At 44.3% G+C, this 23,493-nt stretch carries 21 protein-coding genes and 4 pseudogenes; 20 read left to right on the top strand and 5 right to left on the bottom strand.

The genetic code is table 11. The annotated features are described in order from the left end of the window. The coding region (locus EAE91_RS17480) for an IS66 family transposase (RefSeq protein ID WP_214089590.1) at positions 1 to 409 on the top strand (409 nt) is incomplete at its 5' end. A 69-nt stretch (positions 410 to 478) separates the two neighbouring features. Here EAE91_RS17480 and EAE91_RS17475 read toward each other — a convergent pair. Then, positions 479 to 622 carry a hypothetical protein gene (locus EAE91_RS17475; protein ID WP_214089589.1) on the bottom strand — a complete coding sequence of 48 codons (144 nt, stop codon included), beginning with the start codon at positions 620 to 622 and terminating at the stop codon, positions 479 to 481. 28 nt (positions 623 to 650) lie between these two features. Here EAE91_RS17475 and EAE91_RS17470 point away from each other — a divergent pair, with 28 nt between their 5' ends. From EAE91_RS17470 to EAE91_RS17460, 3 genes and pseudogenes are all read left to right on the top strand, one after another. Beyond that, positions 651 to 860, top strand: a complete 210-nt coding sequence (locus EAE91_RS17470; protein ID WP_214089588.1) for a hypothetical protein — start codon at positions 651 to 653, stop codon at positions 858 to 860. A 104-nt stretch (positions 861 to 964) separates the two neighbouring features. After that, positions 965 to 2,395: a group II intron reverse transcriptase/maturase gene (gene ltrA, locus EAE91_RS17465; protein WP_214089587.1), complete on the top strand. Its 1,431-nt coding sequence runs from the start codon at positions 965 to 967 to the stop codon at positions 2,393 to 2,395. 83 nt (positions 2,396 to 2,478) lie between these two features. Continuing rightward, positions 2,479 to 3,187, top strand: a pseudogene (locus tag EAE91_RS17460) (IS5 family transposase). A gap of 215 nt (positions 3,188 to 3,402) precedes the next feature. Here EAE91_RS17460 and EAE91_RS17455 read toward each other — a convergent pair. Then, positions 3,403 to 3,576 carry a hypothetical protein gene (locus EAE91_RS17455; RefSeq protein ID WP_214089585.1) on the bottom strand — a complete coding sequence of 58 codons (174 nt, stop codon included), beginning with the start codon at positions 3,574 to 3,576 and terminating at the stop codon, positions 3,403 to 3,405. A 360-nt stretch (positions 3,577 to 3,936) separates the two neighbouring features. Between EAE91_RS17455 and EAE91_RS17450 the strand changes: the two genes are divergently transcribed. The 16 genes and pseudogenes from EAE91_RS17450 to EAE91_RS25055 all read left to right on the top strand — a co-directional run. Next, complete coding sequence (locus EAE91_RS17450) at positions 3,937 to 4,638, top strand: tryptophan 2,3-dioxygenase family protein (protein ID WP_214089584.1); 702 nt, start codon at positions 3,937 to 3,939, stop codon at positions 4,636 to 4,638. Between the two features lie 5 nt (positions 4,639 to 4,643). Beyond that, positions 4,644 to 5,786, top strand: coding sequence for an aminotransferase class V-fold PLP-dependent enzyme (locus EAE91_RS17445; RefSeq protein ID WP_214089583.1), 1,143 nt, complete (start codon positions 4,644 to 4,646; stop codon positions 5,784 to 5,786). A 48-nt stretch (positions 5,787 to 5,834) separates the two neighbouring features. After that, positions 5,835 to 7,121, top strand: a complete 1,287-nt coding sequence (locus EAE91_RS17440) for a tryptophan 2,3-dioxygenase (RefSeq protein WP_214089582.1) — start codon at positions 5,835 to 5,837, stop codon at positions 7,119 to 7,121. A 9-nt stretch (positions 7,122 to 7,130) separates the two neighbouring features. Continuing rightward, positions 7,131 to 8,753 carry an FAD-dependent oxidoreductase gene (locus EAE91_RS17435; RefSeq protein WP_214089581.1) on the top strand — a complete coding sequence of 541 codons (1,623 nt, stop codon included), beginning with the start codon at positions 7,131 to 7,133 and terminating at the stop codon, positions 8,751 to 8,753. 14 nt (positions 8,754 to 8,767) lie between these two features. Beyond that, positions 8,768 to 9,697, top strand: coding sequence for a branched-chain-amino-acid transaminase (gene ilvE, locus EAE91_RS17430; RefSeq protein ID WP_214089580.1), 930 nt, complete (start codon positions 8,768 to 8,770; stop codon positions 9,695 to 9,697). Positions 9,698 to 9,729: 32 nt separating this feature from the next. Continuing rightward, complete coding sequence (locus EAE91_RS17425) at positions 9,730 to 10,479, top strand: cyclase family protein (RefSeq protein ID WP_046395028.1); 750 nt, start codon at positions 9,730 to 9,732, stop codon at positions 10,477 to 10,479. A 39-nt stretch (positions 10,480 to 10,518) separates the two neighbouring features. Then, entirely contained in the window at positions 10,519 to 11,772 is a 1,254-nt protein-coding gene (locus EAE91_RS17420) for an ATP-grasp domain-containing protein (protein WP_214089579.1), read from the top strand. Beyond that, on the top strand, positions 11,772 to 14,234 hold the full coding sequence (locus EAE91_RS17415) for an ATP-grasp domain-containing protein (RefSeq protein ID WP_214089578.1): 2,463 nt from the start codon (positions 11,772 to 11,774) through the stop codon (positions 14,232 to 14,234). Before EAE91_RS17420 ends, EAE91_RS17415 begins: the two co-directional genes overlap by 1 nt. 57 nt (positions 14,235 to 14,291) lie before the next feature. Continuing rightward, positions 14,292 to 15,464, top strand: coding sequence for an MFS transporter (locus EAE91_RS17410; protein ID WP_214089577.1), 1,173 nt, complete (start codon positions 14,292 to 14,294; stop codon positions 15,462 to 15,464). A 60-nt stretch (positions 15,465 to 15,524) separates the two neighbouring features. After that, the gene (locus EAE91_RS17405; RefSeq protein ID WP_214089576.1) at positions 15,525 to 16,631 is read left to right on the top strand and encodes a pyridoxal phosphate-dependent aminotransferase; all 1,107 of its coding nucleotides are present in this window, start codon (positions 15,525 to 15,527) and stop codon (positions 16,629 to 16,631) included. A 13-nt stretch (positions 16,632 to 16,644) separates the two neighbouring features. Further along, the gene (locus tag EAE91_RS17400; RefSeq protein WP_214089575.1) at positions 16,645 to 17,109 is read left to right on the top strand and encodes a VOC family protein; all 465 of its coding nucleotides are present in this window, start codon (positions 16,645 to 16,647) and stop codon (positions 17,107 to 17,109) included. Positions 17,110 to 17,119: 10 nt separating this feature from the next. Further along, entirely contained in the window at positions 17,120 to 17,758 is a 639-nt protein-coding gene (locus EAE91_RS17395) for an FMN-binding negative transcriptional regulator (RefSeq protein ID WP_214089574.1), read from the top strand. Positions 17,759 to 17,778: 20 nt separating this feature from the next. Beyond that, positions 17,779 to 18,153, top strand: coding sequence for a hypothetical protein (locus tag EAE91_RS17390; protein ID WP_214089573.1), 375 nt, complete (start codon positions 17,779 to 17,781; stop codon positions 18,151 to 18,153). A 750-nt stretch (positions 18,154 to 18,903) separates the two neighbouring features. After that, positions 18,904 to 19,673 (top strand): annotated as a pseudogene (locus EAE91_RS25060) (IS982 family transposase); the annotation flags it as partial. Positions 19,674 to 19,742: 69 nt separating this feature from the next. After that, positions 19,743 to 20,747, top strand: a complete 1,005-nt coding sequence (locus EAE91_RS17380; protein WP_046973747.1) for an IS110 family RNA-guided transposase — start codon at positions 19,743 to 19,745, stop codon at positions 20,745 to 20,747. Between the two features lie 271 nt (positions 20,748 to 21,018). Continuing rightward, positions 21,019 to 21,120 (top strand): annotated as a pseudogene (locus EAE91_RS25055) (IS982 family transposase); the annotation flags it as partial. Between the two features lie 22 nt (positions 21,121 to 21,142). Here EAE91_RS25055 and EAE91_RS17375 read toward each other — a convergent pair. The 3 genes and pseudogenes from EAE91_RS17375 to EAE91_RS17365 form a co-directional block, all read right to left on the bottom strand. Beyond that, the gene (locus EAE91_RS17375) at positions 21,143 to 21,652 is read right to left on the bottom strand and encodes an IS982 family transposase (protein WP_312150695.1); all 510 of its coding nucleotides are present in this window, start codon (positions 21,650 to 21,652) and stop codon (positions 21,143 to 21,145) included. A gap of 181 nt (positions 21,653 to 21,833) precedes the next feature. Beyond that, complete coding sequence (locus EAE91_RS17370; RefSeq protein ID WP_425313003.1) at positions 21,834 to 22,868, bottom strand: IS110 family RNA-guided transposase; 1,035 nt, start codon at positions 22,866 to 22,868, stop codon at positions 21,834 to 21,836. A 79-nt stretch (positions 22,869 to 22,947) separates the two neighbouring features. Beyond that, positions 22,948 to 23,379, bottom strand: a pseudogene (locus tag EAE91_RS17365) (IS982-like element ISPlu11 family transposase); the annotation flags it as partial. Between the last annotated feature and the right edge of the window lie 114 nt (positions 23,380 to 23,493).

The following is a 23,493-nucleotide window of genomic DNA, read 5'->3' as shown; positions in this document are numbered from 1 at the left end:
TCAGTGGCGGCAGCGTTATGCCCGGCCGTGGCTGAATGAGTTCCGGTCCTGGTTGCAGACGACTCAGGCCCAAACGGTACCCAACTCCGGGTTACGCAAAGCGATAGATTACACGCTGAAGCGCTGGCCGGCGCTGGTGTGTTATCTGGATGACGGGCGGGTGCCGATAGACAACAACCGGGCGGAGAATGCGGTCCGGGGTGTGGCGCTCGGGCGAAAGAACTGGCTTTTTGCGGGTTCACTGGCCGCGGGGCAACGGGCGGCCATGATAATGAGCCTGCTGGAAACGGCCAAAGCCAACGGACATGAGCCCTGGGTCTGGTTACGTGATGTCCTCAGCCGGCTGCCTGTCTGGCCGAACAATCGGTTGAATGAGCTGCTGCCCTGGCCTGAGAATCCCTTCCGTTAACATCCCATTTTGTTGTTATCTGACCACGCAAGGTGAGTTCACCGGAACATTACGCTACGGCTCATGGTGTCAGTCTCCAGGTGAAGATAAGGAAGCAGTAGCGTGCATGGGCCGGAGAGGAAGAACAAGGTGAGATGACCGGACGTTTAGTACGCCAGGCAAGCTGGCGATAGAACAGAGGGTGAAAGTCCCTTCCGGGTAAGAGCTAGCCACTCGCCCGGTCCTTTAGCTATGCGCGACTGTGGGTAACTCCTGTTGTGAAGTGTTAGCGAAGGCACTCACAGGCCAGGTATTGAGCCACGAAATCGGTAAATCGGAGGTGGTGACGCAGTTAAGCGAGGCGGAAACCTATAATGGTCAGGTTGTATTGGCGAAACCTGACTATACCTCCCGGGGTCGGAGACCCTGTGCATGTGAGGAAGTTCGTCGCGCGGAACCTGGGAGATCCTGAACGGTTTCCCATCGTGAGCAGTTGGGACGATAAGGTCTAAGTGTCAAAGCAGAAGCCTTAGGGAGTTCAGGAAGTCGGACGGGAGTATAGTACCGGAGAAATCAGTGAACAAAACAGAGAACAATGTGGCGGAATTGATGGAGGGAAGGCTCCCGACCAAGGGGAACAGCCAACAGTGCGCCCGTATCCGGACACAGAGCCGGGGAAATACGACGTTACGCCTGCTGGCTGTGCGAAAAGCAGCAAAGAGGAATAGGAAACAACAGTTTACTCACCTTTTCCATCACATCAGTGAAGAACTTTTATATCAGAGTTTTCAGCAACTTAAACGTCAGTCTGCCCCGGGCCGCGATGGTATCACATGGGAAAACTATGCAGAAAATCTGCAAAATAACCTCCATGCGCTCCACGGCAAACTTCATCGGGGGCAATACAGGTCCCAGCCGGCAAGGCGGGTGATGATCCTGAAAGAAGACGGGACAGAAAGGCCATTGAGTATCCTGTGTCTGGAGGACAAAATCGTGCAGCAAGCGGCTGTCACGGTCTTAAATCAAATCTACGAGACCGATTTTCTCGGCTTCTCGTATGGGTTCAGACCGGGCAGAGGGCAGCACGATGCTTTGGACGCGCTGAATGTGGCCGTTATGGAGAGGAAAGTCAATTGGGTGCTGGATCTGGACATCAGTCGGTTCTTCGATACCGTGGAACATGACTGGCTCATCCGGTTTATTCAGCACAGGATAAGGGACGGTCGGATGGTGCGATTAATCAGGCAGTGGGTTACGGTGGGGATAGTTGATGAACACGGTCACCGACAGAAGTCGCATTGTGGCACGCCGCAAGGTGCTGTCATATCGCCACTGCTGGCGAATATCTATTTGCACTACAGCTTTGATCTCTGGCTCAACGCATGGAGAAAGCAGGCGCAAGGAGAGGTAGTGATGATCCGATACGCCGATGATGCGGTTCTGGGCTTCCAGAAACATCAGGATGCTCGGGCGTGCCAATCCCTGCTACAACGACGTTTGATACAGTTTGGGCTGAAGGTACACCCAGCGAAAACCCGGCTGGTACGGTTTGGCCGCTCTGCGTTAAAGCAATATGAGGAGCGACCGGAGAGGGGCAAGCCGGGGACGTTCGATTTTCTGGGATTTACGCATTATATAGGACGATTACATACGGGCAAGGATGTGGTGATGCGCAAAACCCAACGAAAACGGCGTCAAACACAACTGAAGCGAATAAAACAGGGGCTGCGGCAACGGCTGCACAACCGCCCGGAAGAAACGGGCCGGTGGCTGAAACGAGTGGTAGAAGGGCACATCAATTACTATGGCGTCCCCTTCAACAGTAGAGCATTGTGTCAATTTGTGGAAGAAGTGAAGCGGATGTGGCTGAAGTCACTGAGACGGCGAAGCCAGCGGCACAAAATGACGTGGGCCCGTTACAGTCAGCAGGTGAATAAATGGATACCGCCCCCCCGAATTGTGCATCCTTATCCTTTGCAGCGCTTTTACGCCAAACACCCGAGGTAGGAGCCGGATGCGTTAGTAGCGCACGTCCGGATCTGTGCGGGGGGTAGCCGGTAACGGCTATTCCTACCGCGACCTCTGCATTCATGCGCCATACTGGATTTATTTACCACAAAACAAAACATCGTCAGGCGCTTGAAGGCATTCTTTATCGTATGAGAACAGGCATTCCGTGGCGCGACCTGCTTTCCGAATTCGGAAAATGGAATAGCGTCTTTCAACGTTTTAACGCTTGGTCAAAAAAGGGTGTTTTGTATTTAATGTTCAATTGGCTATCTAGATATTCTGATTCAGAGTGGTTGTTCATTGACGGAGTATTGTTCGAGCCTATCAGCATAGTGCCGGAGCGACTTCTGAAGCGGATGAAGCAGTGGGTCAAAGTCGTGAAGGGCGTTCAACCAAAATCCATTTGGCTGTAGACAGTTACGGTTTACCTGTACATTTCGAACTGTCTGGTGGTCAGGTCAATGATATTGTTCATGCGGAAAGTCTTGTATCTCAGTCACCTTTATCCGATTTTGTAATTGCTGATAAGGGATATGACAGTCAGCGTTTGAGAAGTGTTATCGAAGAACAAAAGTCGGTTCCGGTGATCCCTTATCGCAAAAATAGCCGAAAATCAGGTCAAAAAATTGACAAATGTTTATATCGTTACCGACATTTGGTGGAAAATGCCTTTGTCAGAATCAAACATTTTCGTGCGATAGCAACAAGCTACGACAAACTTGAATGGAATTACGCCAGCATGTTGGCACTGGCATTTATTATTGTCTGGCTGCAATGTGGGCTGAATAAATGATGAACTCAAAACGTCAACAGCCCCTAGCATATTTTAAAGGATGATGTTGATTCTATTATGAAGAAAGCCGTGAATTAATGAGATTCAAAGAGACGTTTTATTGAGTTTGCAAACACTGATGAGAAAATGGCTACCGTCCCTGTATTAACCTGTTCTTGACCAAGATAGCGACATACCTATGTAGTGATAAGAAAACAGGGTTCGTATGACATCATGGGGCAGGTGATTTAGCCCACAATGACGCCGGATATATGGTCGCAAACCGTATCAATTCAATGCTTGCACAACCGGTGGGTGTCGATTGTCGGTATACACCACCGTGCCCGCACAGGCACGCCATGACAGCCCCTCCCAGCAAAAACACTAATCCCCGTTTTTCTATCATCGCCATCCCGAGTGCAAAACATCAGGCCAGCGTGAAGAAAGCCACTGCAAAAGTCAGCGTTTAATTGATTTTCTGAAAATATAGAAAAATAAATGCGATTTTAGCGACAACTAACTTGAAAAACAGCGGCGTAAAAATAGGAAGAGAGAGAAAAAGCGGAAACAGGCAATCACAATCACCGAAATACGTATTAAGTTATTTAATTGTGTGTTTTTTGTTGTTTTTGTTTTTTTTATGTTGCGATTTATTGCTATTTTATATACATTGACGCCCGTTCGAATTATTAATTCACTACATTGACGGCTGATATTTTGCAAATAAAAGGCTGGCTTTGATCCGTTTTTGATAAGGAGAAAGAACGTGATAGGAAATAGGGATTATTCAACAAGTGTACTGTCTGGTGAAGGGGATAGCGATTATGAAAAGTATATGCGCATTCCTGCGCTGCTTAATTTGCAAGTAACGCCAGAAGAGATGCTCCACCGCGATGAATTATTATTTCAGGTGGTTCATCAATCTACTGAGCTTTGGCTGAAACTGAGCAATAATGAGTTAGCTGAAGCAATAAAAAAGCTATCCAAGAAAGACTTTGTTGCTGCAACCGAGTTAATTAAGCGGTCCAGCTATCCTATTGAGTTAATTACTAAGCAACTCGAAATGTTCAAATACATGACTCCGTATGACTTTCAGAAAGTAAGACCTGCATTAGGCAACGGCTCAGGCTTCGAATCTCCAGGCTGGAGGCGGTTGCAATCAGTTGGGCGGGAACTCCATCAAACTTTTATTCGTATTGTTAAGTCTATGAGTATCGACCTAATGGGCGTTTATACCGAGGAAGATAAGTCGCCGCTTTATTTCCTAATGGAAGAAATGGTGAGCTGGGATGAAATGGTCAGTTTATGGCGCAGCAGACATTATAAAATTGCAGTACGTACTATCGGACTTAACACGATAGGCACCAAGGGAACTCCGGTTGAAAAACTGACGGTGCTGATGAATAAGCAATTCTTTCCAGAACTGTGGGAATTGCGTACCGAAATGACTAATACCAACAGTTACTAGTCGCTATGTATTCACCTCAAGCATTTAGGGACAATTATTTTAGCGGGTTGCATGGCCTTGTCCATCTTGCCAGTTGTAGTATTTCTCCTCGTTCTCAGTTCCTTGATGCAGCGATGGAAACGATGCTAGGTGATATGGCAAAAAATGAGCTGGCGTGGGTGTATTTCGAGCAGCAAACCGAACAGGCTAGGCGTTTGTTTGCTGAGTTTATAGGCGCAGATGCATCACAAATAGCGATTTTGCCAAACGCAACGATAGCTTCTTATCAGGTTATTTCAACGCTAGTAGCCAATTCCGGAGAACAAATTCTTTGTACGGAAGATGAATTTCCGTCTCTGTCCCATGTTTGGTTGCAACAGGCGAGTCGTGGACTCGTCACGCGTTGCATAGAAAGTCAGGTTTCAGACGAAAGTTTTGTCACCATTACCCGCGCAATGTTGGGCAGCAATACATGTTTAGTTTCAGTACCGTTAGCCAGTTTCCGTACAGGTAGACGATACCCGGTCGAATTAATAACAGAACTTGCTAATCAATCACAAGTTCCAATATTAGTCGATGCATACCAAGGGCTAGGCGCTGAAAAAATTAATGTCAGTGAATTGAATTGTGATTACCTGATCTGCGGCAGCATGAAGTACATGTTAGGTTTGCCAGGTATTGCATTCCTTTATGTAAAAGATGGCATTCGTAACACCGTTGCACTGGGGCTGACTGGATGGCAAGGACGTAAAGAGCCATTTGCTTTTAACCCATCGTTGGTGGATTTCCCCGATTGCGCCAAACGATTTGAAACCGGAACTCCTGCTGTGCCCGCGCTTTATGCGGCAAGCAGTGCCTTAACTGCGCTTTTGACTTTAGATTTTGAGCAAGGTCGGCTGCATATTCAGACATTAGTTGAACTTGCTATCGACATTTTGGAAAAAGGCGACGTGACAATCATAAAGGTCCCCGGAACATTATTTTCGGCGCATATTGCTTTGCTTGTTCCAAATGTTCCTGCATTGGACACGTACTTAAAGCAGCACAAGATAATTACAAGCCCGCGAGGTGAGATGCTCAGACTTGCGTTTCATCACTTTAATACGGCAGATGAAGTTGTTCAAACATGTAGATTGATTTGCGCGTACTTCAAAACCCAAATATGGTGAATATAAGTTAATTATTTCAATAAATTATAATAAAAGGAAAGTTTTACTGTGCTGGATATATTAGAACTTGAGCATCCAAAATTTACTAGTTTGCTTTGTGATTACAGTGATTCAGAAAAAATCACTATTAATCTTAGCATTCATACCATATTGCGGTTTGCCAAGGAAAATAAAACAACCTTCCCATATCAGGATGTTGTTCGCATGTATCATAAGACAGGTAAACATTTCGTTCCTGAATATTTTCTCGAGCTGTTGAATATTACTAGAAAAGAGTGCGCAAAATTAAACAGTGAGGAAATCGAGCAAGTCACACGTTTTTTGAATGTCTTGTTGGATAAATACGACGGTACTTATGACTACCGCTCTTATCTGGCGCTTGAACTGTTAAACATGCCTGATGACCAGACAGAGATTAAAGCATACGCAGAAGCGCAATCCCACATTGACCGTATGACGTTACTGCTTACGGCGGATCTACTCAAATTTGAACTTGGCGGGTTAGAAACAGAGGAAAATTTTAGACATCAGTTGCCAGAACGTACTTTAGTTGAAAAACGTTGTGCTATGGCTCTAAAAGCGGTGACTCCATACGTACAACGGGCTAAGTTGTCCTATATTTCATCGGAATATGTTATCGAATCAGCAAAACATTTTATTGCCGCAGTAGAGCAAAGGAAAACACACAACGATGAACAAATGCTGATGACAACTAATTTACCCGTCTATCTCATTCACGACGAATATATGTTCATTCGGGTCTTACAAACGTTCGAATACACTTTCTCTTGGATTGCAGTTGGTTTGAGGGCGACAATTGAAGCTTGCACTGATTCGCCTAGCCAGACAAGTATTCTGGTCGAAAGTTGCGAGAAAAAAATTAAAGAAGCCATCGGTTTTTTCCATTTACTGTCTTCTATGCGTGCAGAATCCTTTAAGGTGTTTCGTGCATATACTGAAGGCGCAAGCGCGATCCAATCAAGAAACTATAAGCGTATTGAATCACTATGCAGACAACCGGATGAGGATCGGTTGAACTCTATTGCTTACGGCTCTGTCCCTGAAGTTCAAGAAAAACTGTTGGCGCGGCCAAATAACTTAGACCTTGCATTGAGTCAAGCGCAACAGAGTGGTCGTTTCAATAGCAACGACTTTGGTGAGATAAAACAAGCCATGAAAAGTTTTGCTACGACGCTGAAACGTTGGAAGCAAACCCATTATGGTCTTGCGATGAAAATGTTGGGTGAGGGCTCGGGTACTGGTTACACGGAAGGCACTCCTTATTTGGCTTTTGTCAAAGACATCCCTGTTTTTGAAACCCAGCTTGATGAGTAGATTACTAAGATGAATAGTTCAAATAAAACCAAGATTGCTATTATTGGTGCAGGTCCAGTTGGCCTGATTTTATCAGCTCGACTGGCTTCATTCGGTATTACGAGCATCGTGATGGATAAAGCCCCTTACCTGCTTCGAAAAGGTTCTAAAGCCTGCCTGATCCACGGCGATGCGCTAGAAGTACTTGATAAAGTCGGATGTGGAGAACAGATTGCAAAAGAAGGGATTCATTGGCGGATAGCGCACACCTATATTCGAAATGTTGAGAGGATCACCCAAGAATACCCCGAACGCCCCGGTTATGGTGAATTTGTCAATATTTCCCAATACCGTATAGAGCAAGAGCTCGTTAAGCTGTTGGAAGCTAATCCCCTATGTGAACTCAGGTGGTCAAGTGAAGTCGTTGGTTATTCACAACAACAGGACAAGGTTAAGCTAGAGGTAAAACACTGTACCGAAACGGAGACCCTAGAGTTTGATTATGTAATTGCCTGCGATGGAGTTAGAAGCACGTTACGCGATCTGACAGGGGTTAACTTTACCGGATACACTCACCAAGATCGTTTTTTAGTTACTGATATTAAAGCAAATATTGCTTTAACCAAAGAACGTCACTTTCATTTTGATCCTCAGTTTAATCCAGGCCGTCAGCTGGTGATGCATCCTCAGCCCGACAATATATGGCGTATCGACTGGCAATTGCCTCCAGATGCGGATATTGAAGCTGAAAAGAAAAATGGCCAACTAGACAAGCGTATCAAGTCTGTCATCGGTGATATTCCGTATCAGATTGACTGGATCAGTACCTATCGTTTTAACCAGCGAGTTGTAGAGAAGTTCAGACTCAATCGACTGTTTTTTGCTGGTGATGCGGCTCACTCATTTCCACCTTATGGCTCTCGCGGCATGAACAGCGGGATTCAAGACGCAGACAACCTAGCATGGAAATTGGCGCTAGTAATTAGAGGAAGCGCAGGGGATGAATTGTTGGATACTTATCATGAGGAAAGGTTCCTTGCAGCGAAAGAGAATTTGAGACTGACGGAAGCCACGATACAGTTCATGGTCCCGCCAACACCTTTGAAGCAAATCTGGCGTGACACCGTGCTGCGAATTTCAGAAGTCTGGAAACCGCTTCGTAAGCAAGTGAATCACGGGAAAATGACAGAACCTTTTACCTACGAATCTTCTAGTTTGATTGATTATAACCATCGGACACCCTATGTCGGTGCGTTCGCTCCGGATGTAGTGGTTTATATCGACGGAGAAAAAAGCCGCTTACGTAAGTTGTTCGGAGAAGGGTTTGTTTGTCTTTTTTGCGCAGACCCAAATAAGGTGAAGCAGTATTTAAATAAGCAAAGCCACACCTATAATGGTTTGGATTTTAGTTTGGTTGCTGCTGTACCAAAAGGATATTTCTCGCCAAAAGTGGACGAGAGACTTATCAGTGTTACTTACGACGATATTCTGTTTTTTGAAACCCTGACAGAAAAACAAGATTCATTGTTTGTTATCCGTCCTGATGGCCATTTAGCCGGACATTACCTGCTTGATAACGCACCGTCTCTTAGTTTAATCCTGGAAAAAGTCAGTGGTACTGATTCCTTAACGTTTCAGCGTGAGGCATCATAAACGGAGATTAACTTATGTCGTCTACCTACAATACGCCAGAATTCGCATGGCTAAATGGTGAATGCGTGCCTTGGGAAAAGTGTACCTTACATGCCAGAACGCAGGGCGCTTTTTGGGGCGCAAATGTTTTTGAAGGTGTGCGAGTCTATTGGAATAAAACGGATAAGCAAATGTATATGTATCGGATACGAGATCATATCAAGCGCCTGCGTGATTCCATGAAGTGTGTTGACATGCCTGCTACTTTCACAGATCAAGAGATTGTTGAAGCTTGCATCGACCTAGTACGAAAAAACAACTTTAAGCAACATGTACATCTGGTTATCGCTCCTTATTTTGCGATGGGGAAAAACTTCGATCCACTTATTTATACCGAAGACACTGGGATGCATATTACAGCATTACCTATGCCAAGGTCTGCGCGTTATGACACAGGGATGACGGCTTCGTTTTCAACCTGGAGACGAATCAGTGACGATTCAATGCCACCGAGGATTAAAACAGGAGCAAATTACCATAATAGCCGCTTAGCTCAGCATGAAGCGATGCGAAATGGTTTTGATACTGCGTTTTTTCTAAATCACAGAGGCACTGTGGCTGAAGGCCCTGGATCTTGCATCATGATGGTCAAAAATAACCGACTCATCACGCCGCCAGGTTCAGCAGGCGTACTTGAAGGGATTACGGTAGACAGCATTATAAGACTAGCGCAGGATAAGCTTTCGGTTGACTGTGAACGAAGAGAAATTGATCGTACCGAGTTGTATTTGGCTGATGAAGTTTTCACCTGTGGCACTCTCGCTGAAATCGTTCCTGTGATTAGTGTTGACCGAAAGTCTGTTGGGGACGGGCGTCCTGGTTTGATGACCCGTAAGCTTCAGGTTGCTTATGAAGACGAGGTGATGTCGAATTCGACATCTGAATATTCAACCCCTGTCTATTAAACCCATAATGAGAATAAGGAAATCTTAATACTATGACATCTTCAATCTATGCGAAGTTCATGCAGGGGAAAGTTGAGGTACTTGACCTTACAGCGCCGTTGTCAACGGAAACACCTGTGATCCGTTTGCCGCCTGAACGAGGGCAACCTTGGCCTTTTAAGTTGGAAAAAATAAGCCGTTATGACGAAAAAGGCAAAGAAGTTTATTGGAATAATATCCAGATGTCCGAGCATACAGGGACTCATTTTGATGCCCCTGTTCATTGGCGGTCAGGCAAAGATTCTATTGATGTCTCAAGTGTACCTCCTAGGCACTTGGTCGCGCCTGCCGCTGTAATTGATGTATCTGATCAAGTAACAGCCCCAGATTTTTTACTCGAACGTGAACATGTCGATCAATGGTGCGAAGTTCATGGACCTTTACCTGAAGGTGGTTGGTTGCTATTCCGCTCAGGTTGGGACAGTCGAGACTCAGATGCTGATACCTTTCTTAATCATGGCCATACTCCAGGGGTAAGTGAAGCTTGTGCAAAATGGTTGGCTGAGCAAACACCAATTATAGGTATCGGGGTGGAGACTGTTGGAACCGACGCAGGTCAAGCCGGGAAATTTGAACAACCTTACCCCGTACACTGGTACTTTCATGGGGCGGGAAAATATGGCCTGACTCAGTTGAAGAACCTAGCAAAGTTACCGCCAACAGGTGCAGTGATCATGATAGCGCCGCTTCCCATCGTTGGTGGTTCAGGAAGCCCTTGCAGGGTGTTGGCGCTTGTTGAATAACACCAAGTTAATTTGCGAAGAGTTTTTAAGGAAAAGTCGATGTATTCAAAGTACTGCTTGTTACTAGGAACGGAGAAAAACAGATTTCGTGCATTGGTTGCCACGGCTAGGGCAACCAACATGAAAATAGCGATCATGGCCCCAAGTGGTTATGTTAATGGAAATCGTTACGCTGATATAGTGATTGAGGGTAACCCAGAAAACATTGAACAAGCTCTGGTTGCAGTACAGGCCTTTGCCGAGCGAGAAGGAATGCAACCGGGCGCAGTTGTTCCATTGACAGAAATGACGATAGCCCCGGGGGCTCGTATCGCTCAGTACTATAATTTAAATTATTTGTCTGAAAAAGCGCTGATATTAACCCGCAACAAATTTGAAATGCGTAAGGCTGCACATGCAGGTGGGTTGAACGTTCCGAAGTTTGCACGGTTTAATCGCCTTGAGCAGCTAGCGACCCTTGCTGAAGATTTTCCTTTTCCAGCAGTTGTAAAGCCGACCAACGCCGGGGGCAGTGAAGGTGTAACCTACGTAGCTAGCAAAGATGATTTGGTTAGTGCTTTTGCTAATTTGCGTCGAGTGACCGAAAATTATGGTAGTAAGTTTGGTATGGCAGATAACGACTATCAGATAGAACAGTTTGTCGATGCTAGAATTGAGCTTTCGGTTGAAGTACTAAATACCAAAACGGGAAGACGTGTATTGGCAGTGACCGATAAAGAACTGACCCCGTTGCCTCATTTTGTTGAAATTGGCCATTCCTTACCCAGTATAGAATCTGATAACGAAGCGCTTAAACAAGCAGCGCTTAAAGCCTGTGAAGTCTTGGATGTTGAACATGGTATAGCTCATGTTGAATTTATGATTGATCACAGTGGCAAGATTTACCTACTGGAGTTGAATGCGCGTACTCCAGGCGGCGGCATTCCTGAAATATTCGAGAAAATAGCCGGAGTGAATATGCTCGAGCTTCACTCTCGCTCTTATCTATACGATGAAGTTGAAGTACCTGCATATCACATGTCTGGACTAGCTGCGATTGGATTTATGAAAGCTAAGCAAGGGACGATTGAGCGAATTAAGTTGCCGGCTCAGCATGAGTTACCAAAAGAGGCGTTTGGACTACAACTTTGGACATCCGAAGGAGCTCGGGTCAATCCGCTATACAGCAACGCAGAACTTGAGGGTTATGTTGAATTCTTCTGGCCAGACTATGAGCTAAATGGAAAACCGAAAGAGTACCTGATGCTTACACAACAATTGACTGAACAAATTTTCGAAATGGGTGAAAGCTAATGAATATACTTATTTTACACCGAGTTAGGTACGTTGACGTACTTTACCATCAGTCTATCGATCACGAACTACATAATGTTTACTACATTGGTATCGAAGAAAATTTGAATGAAATCCCTGCCGATCTACGTTGTACAAAAATAGTAAGACCTGGTGTGGATGCTGTACACAAAGAAGTCCTCGAACAAATAGAAAATCTTGATGTTTGCTTTGATCACGTTGTTTCAATTAATGAGTTTGAATTGATTGAGGCTGCCTTGATACGAGAAAAGCTCAACATTGTGGGCCCTAAAGTGGCCGATGTCGAAAAAGTTCGAAACAAAATTGTGATGAAACACTGTGTTGGCGCTGCAAATATTCGTACTCCGCAGTACATGTCTTTGTCCGATTTTATGAACTCAGAACGACTAGCGATTCCTCCCTCTTCACAAGTTATTTTAAAGCCTCTGGATGGTGCTTCGTCAGTTGATGTGGTCAAGTTTGACAGTCAGAAAGTTTTGGAACAGGCGCTTATAGATCGCACAACTGGAATTGTGGCTCTTGATAAAGAAACACCTGAACGGATTGAAAACTTTGAAGTTGAAGAATTTGTATCCGGTCCTGTATTGCATATCGACGGCATGATCCGTAACGGACAAATAGAGATGATTGTCGTCAGCCAATATATCAATACGTTGCTGGATTTTGCCAACGGCTATCCAGCAGGGTCTGTGCAGTTAGAAACCACGGAAGAGATGAAAACCTGGGTGCTTCAAATCTTAAATGCGGTTGATATATCTTTGGGGGCGTTCCACCTTGAAGCGATTCAAACAGATACAGGGCCGGTGTTTCTTGAAATCGCTCATCGTATCGGGGGAGCTAGAATAGCTGAAACTTTGACGTTACAGACAGGGATTCATCCATCGATACTGGAACTTGGATTGTTACTAGACCCAGACTTCAAATTCGAACTTAACTATGATACCGGGTACAAATATGCGTGGTTTATTGTGCCTGGACACCAGCTGCCAGGAAACTATGGCTTGGTGTCGGGGCATGAGTTTCTTTATGGCAAGGAAGAGGTTGTAATGTTGAATCAGCTTACGATGCAACAACCTTTAGTCAAAGCGGTTACTTATAAAGAAAGTGAAATTCCGTTAGCCGGATTATTAAAAGCCAAATCCGCTAAAGAACTAACAGATCTGATTGATAGGTTGTTTGGACAGCTACAACTAATATCTGTCGATACTCCTTTGCCTTACAGCGAGTGTATACCCCAGAAAAAGAAACACGTTCTTGTGATTGGCAATATTCGCCAACCTCATAAGACACTGGAAGCACAGGGATATGTTATTTCTTGGATGTACAAAAAAGTACCTAATTTTATGCATACGACTGAAGATCACAATCGTTGCGAGCGAATATTAATGTATAGCAACGAGTCTGCAACTCAGTTAATCAGTTTAGCGCGTTCAATTGATCAACTACAAAAAATCGATTCAGTTGTGTCTTTTCACGATGGAGCCCAGCTTGATGCATTGACTATTGCAAATGCTCTAGAGCTACCTTTTAGTTTGTCAATGGGGGCTATAGTCAACACGAGAGATAAACAATTAAGTCGCCGGATTTTACGCGAAAAAAACCTGACAGAAGTGCAATCGGCGATAGCGGAGAATGAGCAAGATTTACATGATTTTTTCAAGATTTATCCACAAGTAAATAAAGTTATCGTTAAACCAGTTGCTGGTACAGGCAGTGAAAATGTTCGATCGTTAAAACGTAAAGAGCTTGAAACCGCTAACTTAGACAACGTTTACCCTGTGCTGGTGGAACAGTTTGTCGAAGGTCGCGAATTCAGTGTCGAAGCATTCATGCAAGAAGGTAAATGCCATATTTTTGCAATCACTGAAAAATTCAAAGATGCGCAAAGCTTTATCGAGACAGGGCATTTGACGCCTGCCCGTTTATCTAGCGATGAGCACGAGAAAATTGCTGCATTCATTGCCAAGGTGCTACCTGCTCTAGGGGTCGTGTCGGGTATTACGCACAGCGAAATTATGTTGGGTGAAAAGATAGAGCTAATAGAAACACACACTCGAGTAGGCGGAGATAGAATTTTTGACCTGGTACAGATGACGACAGGAATAGATATGTATCGTCTGCAAGCCCTGCAAAGTTTGGGTTTGCCTATCGATGAAGACGAATTAACACCAAAACTAAACGGTAAACATGCGTGTATCAAATTTAAACTCAACGATCATCCTGGGAAAAAGGTTATTCGAGTGAACGGTGAGGAAGAAATCAAAAATTGGAGTGGTGTTGAAGATGTATCTATCACTCATCAGGCAGGTGAAGTATTGCCCCAAATAGGAAACAGCTTCGACCGCTCAGCCTCAGTGTTGGTGTTGTGCGACAGTGCTGAACAGGCGCTAAGTATTGCAGAGGAAGCCATTCAGAAACTTGAATTTGTTGTAGGTAAGTAGTGTAACCATAGGTTCATCCAAGTACTTAGTACTGTATCTAACTGAAGGGAAACATGAATGAAGTCGTTAGCAATTGCAGAGTTGTTCATCAATATAGGTAAAGCTATATTGCTACTGAGCTTTGCCAAATTTATGTATGATGAAACGGGTCAAATATGGCAAATCAGCTTAATCTTCATAGCTGAAATCTTGATCTCAACCATTTTACCAATATTGGTTGGTAAGTCGGTTGATAACCAAGGTATTAAAAAGGTGCTTATTGGTTCTGCCGTTTGTCATGTTGTCTTTTGTTTGGCAGGTGTATTGGCATTGACGCAATTGGGCATGTCCGTGTCGATTTTATTGCTAATATCGGTGTTTTTGAGTTTTCTTGGGCCAATTTCAAAAATGGCCTTATTCAGTGTTACACCACTTCTTTCTCAACATGATCGCTTAGAAAAAGATAACGGTACACTGACTTCCGCATTTCAGGGCGGTCAGTTGATTGGTATGGCCTTATCTGCCTGGTTGCTGGATAAGTTTGACTTTATAGCAATTTTGACGTTTGTCGTCTGTCTATATAGTGCCGCGAGCTTTTTTTACTGGCGAGCAACAGCCAGTTTGACGTTAGCTGAGTCTCCTTCAGATATAGATAAACGTGAAGATCCAGAAAACCTGTGGCAGTTGTTTAAAGCTAGTAAACCCTACATGCGCTATTTTGTTCTAAGTAATTTTGACTTCGTCACTGTAGCCATATTTAACATTATGCTGGTTTCCGTCGTCAGTCAGGCATTTGACGGCAGCACATACTGGCTTGCCGGATTAGATGCTTCATTCGCTATTGGTGCGTTTGTTGGTGGCGCGGTTATTGCGAAGCAAATGAGGAACAAAAGTACTTCTCTAAGCGATGTTATCGCTATTCAGGTCGCTTTTCTAATCTATTTAGGTTTATGTTTGACAGAACAGGCGGTCTATTTGATGCCGCTCGCGATTGTGAGTATCGGCTTGTTTCAAAGTTACTCCGGTATTTACTGGCGCACACTGCTACATAAACAGCTGCCATCTCACATGATAGGTAGGCTAAGTAGTATTAAGTATATCGTATCCTCAGTGCATATCGGGATTGTCGCCATGGTGGTCTCTTACGCACATGAATTAGGCTTCCAATACGCACTTGCAACCGCAGCTGTAATTACTATTGGTCAGATTTTATTTGTTGCAATCAGCATAAAACAATCACCTAGCCATTGAAAGCAAATCCTCATCTTAGATGGACAAATGGCTAACTCTTAAAAGTTAGGGAAAAAATAAATGTTCAATATACAAGCAGTAATCAAAGAGCATGTGCTTGAAAATAAAAGGGAAAGCTTATGGTGCTATCTGGAAGAACGCCCCAATTACTTGATGCTAGATAAAAATGAGAATCACCATCCAATGGATGAAGATCTTTTTGAAGTGTTTCGAGCCTCATTAAAACCAGAACATTTGTGTAATTATCCGGTGCTAAATAACTTATATAAAAAAATAGCCGAACTGGTTGGCGTTGAAGAGCGCAACATCTACCTCGGCTCGGGTTCAGACCTGGCGATAAAAGCGTTATTTGATGCATGCCTAAGAGAGGGAGACCATGTGGTTTTACATAACCCTTGCTACTTTATGTTTGAAAACTACGCAAAGTATGCTGGGGTATCAATCTCGTCAACACCGGTCACCGAAGATTGGAAACCTGATGTAGCGGCTATTATCGATGCAGTCAAAGAAAATACCAAATTAGTGGTTGTAGAAGATCCGAGTGGTTTTGTCGGCACGCGTTTATCTTATTCCCAAATGCATGGCTTGGCTGAAGCGCTTTATAACAAGGGTGTGTTGCTGCTGATTGATGAAGCCTACTTATATGTGGAAGGAAAACAAAGCGCAAACCTGAATATCTTGCAGAAATTTCCGAACGTTATTTTGGCACAAACCCTTTCTAAAGCTCATGGATTGGCAGGAGCAAGAGTCGGCTTTTTGATCGGAGAGACAGAGTTAATCGGCCATATTTCAAATGTCAGACCGCTATATGAGATTAGTGCGTTATCGGCATGGGCTGCGGAATGGCAGCTAGATCATCCTGAAGTGCTTGAACGTTTTCAGGAGAAGATGAGGCAGACAAAAGCCTATATGAGAGAAGCTTTGACCGAAAGAAGACAGACTTTCAAAGATACTCACGGCAATTTCATGTTGGTACAGTTTGCCGGATACGATTCAAAAGAGATAGAACAATTGTTTCAAGAGCAGGGTATTTTAATCAGACGTCCGTTTGAACAGAGTAATTTAAGAGGTTGGCTGAGAGTAACCATTTCACAGCTCGAACATTGCGAAAAATTTATTTCGGCACTTGATATCGTTGTAGACAAACTGAACTTAAAAAAAATTTGATGAAGAGGGAATCATGACAGAGAAGGCCAGAGCCGTAGGGATCAACCATGTGTCTATTGAAGTTGGTAACATTAATGAAGCAGCTGCATTTTATGGTGCGCTTATGCGCATTAAACCCGGGCCGTTATCAGAGACTGAGGGATCGATTGAACTGGGTGATCAGTTTGTTGCCTTTACTTGCAGCCAAGGAGAACAAGCTCACAAACCTGGTCACTTTGGGTTCGTTGTTGATGATAAAGAAAAGGTTCGTGAGGCATTAAAGCAATTCAATATTGAACCTTTGCCTGGCCGATTTTTGGGTTTTCTGGATCCTTGGGGCAATCATATCGAAGTGGTCAGCTACGAGAATATTAAATTTACTAAGTCTCCTGGTGTTCTCAATGGTATGGGATTAGCAGACTTGAAGAAAAACGATCGTGCACAACGGGAGCTTGAAGAACAAGGTTATAGTGAGCCTTTGTCTTCTTTGAACTCATAAGATTCAAGCAATGTATATACAAAAAGTATTTGAAGAAAATCGAATCTCTGTTTTGCATGACTTGATAGAGCAAAACCCTCTGGGGACTTTGACCGTCTATGGCAGTTATGGATTGAGTGCTGATCATCTGCCTTTTACTTTAGATAGGTATGGTTTAGAGCTAGGTGTGCTGAAAACACACATTGCACGCGGAAATCCTTTGCACAAAAGCGTGGCTGAAACTAATGAAGTGATGGTTATTTTCCAAGGACCAGACGCTTATATTTCACCTAGTTGGTTACCTAGACGACATATCAATGGTCGAGTTCAACCTAGTTGGGCTTACACGGCAGTTCATGCCATGTGTTCCATCAAGTTTATTGATGATGATAGTTGGATAAAGGCGCATTTTGAGCAATCCGTTAATTGTTTTGAAGCAGGATTATCGGATCCTTGGCAAGTCGCAGAAGCACCGAAAGATTTTATAGACGGCTTAAAACAGCATGTCGTTGGGATCGAGCTGACTATTCACAATCTACTGGGAAAAAGGCAGTTGATGCAGCAACGTAACGTTGATGACCGCTTAGCCATTATAGAAGGCTTACGTACTCAATCCGATCCTAGTGCACATCAGGTCGCAAAACAAATAGCACAAACCATTGAAAATTGAAAAGGAAAGGCAAAAGCATTATGAATAATCCTACTATTAATGACTTATCTGAAACTTGTAGTGCAATTGTGTCGCAGCAGGTGCCGCTTCACGTTGTAGAGGCGGCTTTACAAGCAGCTGAGGCAGAAAATAAAGAAATTGGTCAGCACTATGCTAAATATCTTTGCGACCGAGCGGTTATTACTACTATAGCCGAACCAAAACTTGAGGTATTTGCTTCTTACATGAAACAACACGGCTATACGGTATTAACTTATGACGAACTACAGCAATTGAAACAGCGTTACCCATATCACTGGTCTTTAGAGCTCAATCAGGATGGGTCGGGTGAAATTAAAGATCTTAAAGCCGATTTTCATAAATCATTTAAATTCGTTAAAGAACTGCTAGCATAGCGCTTGAACGACGACTGCGTATTTTCGTCCATGGAGATCACCCAATAACGGCGTTTTTCAAGGCAGTGATCTCCATCGTGGTAATACACAAGGGTTATTGGTATAAGAAAATATAACCGGAAATGCGTTATCATCTTGCATTACTATAATAGTAGCCTGTAAGTCTAGTAAATAGCTTTCGTTATTTTTCCAGCATATTGGTCCAAAATCAGCGTAACCTGTATTTTTAGAAAAATCCCATGATAAATTTGTATTATTACCTTTGGCAGGGTCATTATTGACTTTTTTATGTTTCCAAAATATACTTTCATCTATTCCTCTTACTTCACATGCTTCTCCAGTATTAACACCAATTAGTGTCAGCTTTGCCTCTGGTTTGATTCCCTGAAAAGCTGTAGGTTTTCCTTTTTCATCAACCGTTATAGGGTTATTGAATATAATATCACCTATTATTTCTAACTTGATTGTTGGATTACTGGGTGATGTTGGACCATAATCGCATTGACTAGGGGTTCCTGGTTCAGATTTGCTCTATTCAAGCAAACGATTACCGATTGCGTTTTTGGGTTCTTTACATGAGTTGGTGCATGGTTCTTCATTGTGTGAGGCTGAAAATATTGAAAAGGATTTTCAAGGTTTGTCAGTGTATTTGACTTAACTAACCTGAGGTTTGTTTAAGAAGGGAACTAAGTGCCTGAAGCACGATCAAAGTTTTTGTCAAAGAAAACAAAATCGTGGAGATCCTCAGGCATGTTTAATTTAGAAGAACTTTACTGCTGCGTCGATGACTTTTGCCAAAAATTTATTCCTCTCTGGCATCAACAGCTAATTGAAAATGGTTTGCTCAAACGTCGCCGCGAAGCTTCCCTTTCTCTCAGTGAAGTCATGACGATACTCATTTTATTCCACATGAGCCATTATCGTGATTTTAAAACGTTTTATATTCAGCATGTTAAACACTATCTTCAGGCCGATTTTCCCCCAGTTGGTCAGCTACACCCGGATGTTAACCTTGAAGCAAAGGGCGCTGTGCTTTTCTTTCGTCACGCAAGGCTGAAACCCAGGGGATCGCTTTTATTGATTCAACCAAAATTGCCGTTTGCCACAATCTCCGTATTCCCCGTCATCGCGTATTTCAGGGCGTCGCACAGCGAGGGAAAACCCGTACCGGCTGGTTTTATGGCTTTAAACTTCATCGGGTTATCAATGATTGTAGTGAACTTCTGGCAGTGAAGTTGACTTCAGGAAATAAGGATGACCTCCATCCCGTCAAAGCGTTGGTACAAGGGTTAACCGGATGTTTATATGGTGATAAAGGGTATTTGTCGCAGGCTTTGTGCGATGAACTGGAAGCAAAAGGAATAACGTTAATCACTCATGTCCGTAATAACATGAAGGCAAAAGCGTTATCTCTCTGGGATAAGATGATGTTAAGAAAGCGATTTTTGATATAAACGGTCATGGATCAGCTTAAAAATATTTCTCAGATAGCGCATTCAAGACACCGCAGTCAGCTCGGTTAATGAGATGGTCACCTCCACCCTGTGAGAGGTACGCTAGCAGGGTATTTTATTTTAGAGGGAACCATCATGCAAAACGTTACGCTTATTGGTATCGATCTCGGTAAACATTCCTTCCATGTCCACTGTCAGGACAGGCAGGGTAACGCCCTGCTGCGTAAGAAGTTTTCCCGCACTCAGCTTATTAATTTTCTCGGTTCCTGCAAGGCTGCAACCGTAGTGATGGAGTCCTGCGGTGGGGCGCACTTTATGGCTCGCCGGATCGCTGATTTAGGCCATGAGGCAAAGCTGATTTCTCCGCAGTTCGTTCGTCCTTTTGTTAAGAGTAACAAGAACGATTTTGTCGATGCTGAAGCTATCTGCGAGGCAGCTTCCCGGCCCTCCATGCGCTTTGTGCCCCCCCGCACAGAAGACCAACAGGCGATGGCCGCCCTCCATCGCGTCAGAGACTCACTGATACGGCAACGCGTTAAAACCACCAATCAGATGCACGCTTTTTTGCTGGAGTTCGGCGTCAGTCTGCCGCGCGGTATTGCCGTGATACGACGTCTGGCCGCTGTGCTGGAAGAAAATGACTTTCCGCCTTATCTGGCAAGGGTTCTGAGCAGACTCCACAGTCATTATGTTTACCTCAGCGGAGAAATTGAGGAAGTCGATAAGGAACTGAAGACGCATCTGGCGGAAGATGAAACCGCGCAACGCCTGCTGACCATTCCTGGCGTTGGGCCGGTAACGGCGAGTCTGTTAGCCATGCGGCTGGGGGACGGTAAAAACTATGCCAGCAGCCGTGACTTTGCGGCTTCAACAGGGCTGGTTCCCCGCCAGTACAGCACGGGTGGAAAAACGACACTGATGGGCATCAGCAAGCGGGGTGATAAAAATCTGAGGCGGCTGCTGGTACAGTGTGCCAGGGTCTTTATGCAGCGGCTGGAGCATAATCCAGGGCGTCTGGCAGAGTGGGTGAACAGGCAGCTTGCCCGCCATCACTCGAACGTTGTGGCGTGCGCGCTGGCGAATAAACTGGCACGAATAGCCTGGGCCGTTACGGCACATCAGACGGTGTTCATTAAATAAAAGAGCCAACGAAAAACGGCGTTAGCTCAGTAAGTTAAGCAGTTACCATCTGGTTTTGCGACGACAGATAATTGATGACATGAACGGCATATCGGCCTGCTGATGAACCTGATATAAAAAATGGCTCTCTGAAGCCGACCGGTTTTTAAGGTTCGGCAGGCACGGAACTCATCGTGGCGCGGGCATGACTGCTCACCAGACGCCGAATAGATTTACGCAAGCCCACCATACATCAAAATTTGTGTTGCAAAAACGGGGGTGACCATAGATTTTATTGGAAATCGTCGCTGGCCTAATTGCTATACATTTCAACCTAAAAAAACCGAGTTTGAATTTACGGGATTGTGATATCGCTATTTTTAAACGAAGCTGAGGTTAGTTAACCCGAATTCTGCTTAAGCCGTCATTGAAATATCTTTCTCTGAGTAGAAAATTTTCAGTGATGGCTTTTTCAATTTAAGGCTGTAAGCAATCAATCCACCTAAAACACACAACAGAAAGCCTTTTATACTTCGGTGGCGCGAGTGCTCAATTTGAGAAATGGTCTTTAATTGTCCATTAATCGTTTCGATGATAAATCTCTTTTTTAACATTAAGTTATTCCACTCAGACAGCGCTTGTGCTTTCATATTACGGCGTTTCTTCGTGATGAAAGTCACACCGATTTTGGCTAAATCATCGGCCAGTTCCTGACTGAGATAACCTTTATCACCGTAAAGATAACCTGTTAACGATTTTGATAATTCGCGTACAGGCTCTCGATCATTCACATTACCGGGAGTCACTTTTAGCGCGAGAATTTCGCCCTGATGGTTAACAACCAAGTGTAATTTGAAGCCGTAAAACCATATATGGACGCCCCCGGTTGTGCAAGCATTGAATCGATACGGTTTGCTACCATATATCCGGCGTCATAAAGGACTTATTTGCCTGCGCCATGATGTCATCCGCACCCTGTTTCCTTATCATCCAGCATCGGTATGTGACTACCTGGGTTTTACTCAGGTTATTGCAGGGTCGATAGCCGTTTTTTCATCAGTGTTTGCAAACTCGGTTAAAGCGTCTGTTTCGATTTACTTCATTCAATTAATGGATAGCAAAAGCTTTTTTCATATTAAAATCAACCTCATCCGTCAGAATACGCCAAATAATTCGGGTCAGCTTGTTAGCTAAAGCAACCACAGCTTTCATGGTGCCACATCGGGTAATCAACGTTCTTAGCCACTCGCCTAAAGGGTCATCCCGTTTTTGTACGCCCTGCATCATCGCGCGGGCACCATGAATAATTAACGTTCGGAGATGACGGTTGCCCTGTTTGTTCAGGGAAGAGAGACGGCTTTTCCCGCCCGAACTGTGTTGCTGGGGAACCAAACCACACCAGGCTGATAGTTGCCGGCCATTAGCAAATTGGGATGCGTTGACGTCACTCACGAAAGCCGCCGCAATAAGGGGACCGACACCGGGAATAGTCAGCAAGTGCCCATACCCTGGTTGCTGACGGGACAGTGCCGTAATTTCGTTATCCATTTCATGAATGCTGACGTTTAAATCCCGCAGATCTTCCCACAGCGTATGCAATAAACGGTGCCACACACAAGACAGGGGGTTATCGCCTTCCTCCAGAATATCAGGCAGGTGCTGTTGGAGTTTCTGAATACCCACCGGCACAATGATTCCCTGTTCAGCGAGAAAGGCCCTGATTTGATTAGCAAGGGCGGTACGCTGTTCCACCATGAGCTGCCGGGCACTGCGCAGTGCTTTGATATCTTGCTGTTCTACGGTTTTGATGGGAACAAAATGGAGACCGGGTCGACAGGCCGTTTCACAGATAGCCAGCGCATCATTAGCATCGTTTTTTTGATGATGGCTGAAAGCTTTTACATGCTGGGTGGGAATAATCCGGACATGATAGCCCATAGATTGTAACGTTCGGCCCCAATAATGAGAAGTAGCACAGGCTTCCATAGCTATGAGCGTTTCAGGTGGAAAAGTCCGTATGGTATCAAGAAATTTTTGTCGGGGAATTTTTCGATTCGAAGCAACAGACCCGTCTTCCATCCAGACACAAACTTGAAAAACGTTTTTAGCGAGGTCAATCCCCACCACTTTGATCATATTCATGAGATGTTCTCCCAAAATTCAGTGTATCGGAAAAAAATGACACTCTTTACCGCTGAAAAAGGGGACGTCCATCACATCATCCCATTGATGTTTTTCCGCGCTGGGCTATTCCCTTAAAAACCTTATGACGCGGGATACGGATGTTATGACAGACGCACAAACTCGTGGAATCAATAAAAGCAATCTTGGTCGGTTTTCCTTTTAATTGAGCCAGATAACTACATAGTGGGACCAAAACGGAAGGGGCGACACTGACAAAACGGGTATAACTGAGCAGGGTGGGGAAATCTTTGTGGTGATATTTCCAAATATGTTCCAGATAAAAATGTTTAAAATCACGGTAATGCGCCATATGAAAAAGGATCAAAATAGTCATGATTTCACTGGGATACATATGGCCTTGCCGATGACGCTGGCGGTACCCTTTTTCGAAACAAAATAATTCCCATTGAGGAATGAAGAAGCGGCAAAAATCATCGACATCGCAGAAAATTTCAACTAACTTGTTCATAGCCTGTTCCTCCCCGGAGCTGTTTCGGCGTGCACCAAAACATTGCTCCTGGAACAGGCTTCATGTCAATTTCTTATCCAGAATTCGGGTTCTATTATTTTGAAAATTTATTTA

Source organism: Photorhabdus noenieputensis (assembly GCF_018448935.1).
In the GTDB taxonomy this organism is placed as follows: domain Bacteria; phylum Pseudomonadota; class Gammaproteobacteria; order Enterobacterales; family Enterobacteriaceae; genus Photorhabdus; species Photorhabdus noenieputensis.
The sequence above is the reverse complement of the archived record's forward strand: the minus strand, read 5'-3'. Positions and strand labels throughout refer to the sequence as shown.

What these genes read in the sequence shown, in the direction of transcription:
- EAE91_RS17455 (WP_214089585.1), bottom strand. Translation starts at nt 3,576, where the DNA reads ATGATAGAAAAACGGGGATTAGTGTTTTTGCTGGGAGGGGCTGTCATG.
- EAE91_RS17445 (WP_214089583.1), top strand. Translation starts at nt 4,644, where the DNA reads ATGTATTCACCTCAAGCATTTAGGGACAATTATTTTAGCGGGTTGCAT.
- EAE91_RS17435 (WP_214089581.1), top strand. Translation starts at nt 7,131, where the DNA reads ATGAATAGTTCAAATAAAACCAAGATTGCTATTATTGGTGCAGGTCCA.
- ilvE (WP_214089580.1), top strand. Translation starts at nt 8,768, where the DNA reads ATGTCGTCTACCTACAATACGCCAGAATTCGCATGGCTAAATGGTGAA.
- EAE91_RS17425 (WP_046395028.1), top strand. Translation starts at nt 9,730, where the DNA reads ATGACATCTTCAATCTATGCGAAGTTCATGCAGGGGAAAGTTGAGGTA.
- EAE91_RS17420 (WP_214089579.1), top strand. Translation starts at nt 10,519, where the DNA reads ATGTATTCAAAGTACTGCTTGTTACTAGGAACGGAGAAAAACAGATTT.
- EAE91_RS17415 (WP_214089578.1), top strand. Translation starts at nt 11,772, where the DNA reads ATGAATATACTTATTTTACACCGAGTTAGGTACGTTGACGTACTTTAC.
- EAE91_RS17410 (WP_214089577.1), top strand. Translation starts at nt 14,292, where the DNA reads ATGAAGTCGTTAGCAATTGCAGAGTTGTTCATCAATATAGGTAAAGCT.
- EAE91_RS17405 (WP_214089576.1), top strand. Translation starts at nt 15,525, where the DNA reads ATGTTCAATATACAAGCAGTAATCAAAGAGCATGTGCTTGAAAATAAA.
- EAE91_RS17400 (WP_214089575.1), top strand. Translation starts at nt 16,645, where the DNA reads ATGACAGAGAAGGCCAGAGCCGTAGGGATCAACCATGTGTCTATTGAA.
- EAE91_RS17395 (WP_214089574.1), top strand. Translation starts at nt 17,120, where the DNA reads ATGTATATACAAAAAGTATTTGAAGAAAATCGAATCTCTGTTTTGCAT.
- EAE91_RS17390 (WP_214089573.1), top strand. Translation starts at nt 17,779, where the DNA reads ATGAATAATCCTACTATTAATGACTTATCTGAAACTTGTAGTGCAATT.
- EAE91_RS17380 (WP_046973747.1), top strand. Translation starts at nt 19,743, where the DNA reads ATGCAAAACGTTACGCTTATTGGTATCGATCTCGGTAAACATTCCTTC.
- EAE91_RS17370 (WP_425313003.1), bottom strand. Translation starts at nt 22,868, where the DNA reads ATGAATATGATCAAAGTGGTGGGGATTGACCTCGCTAAAAACGTTTTT.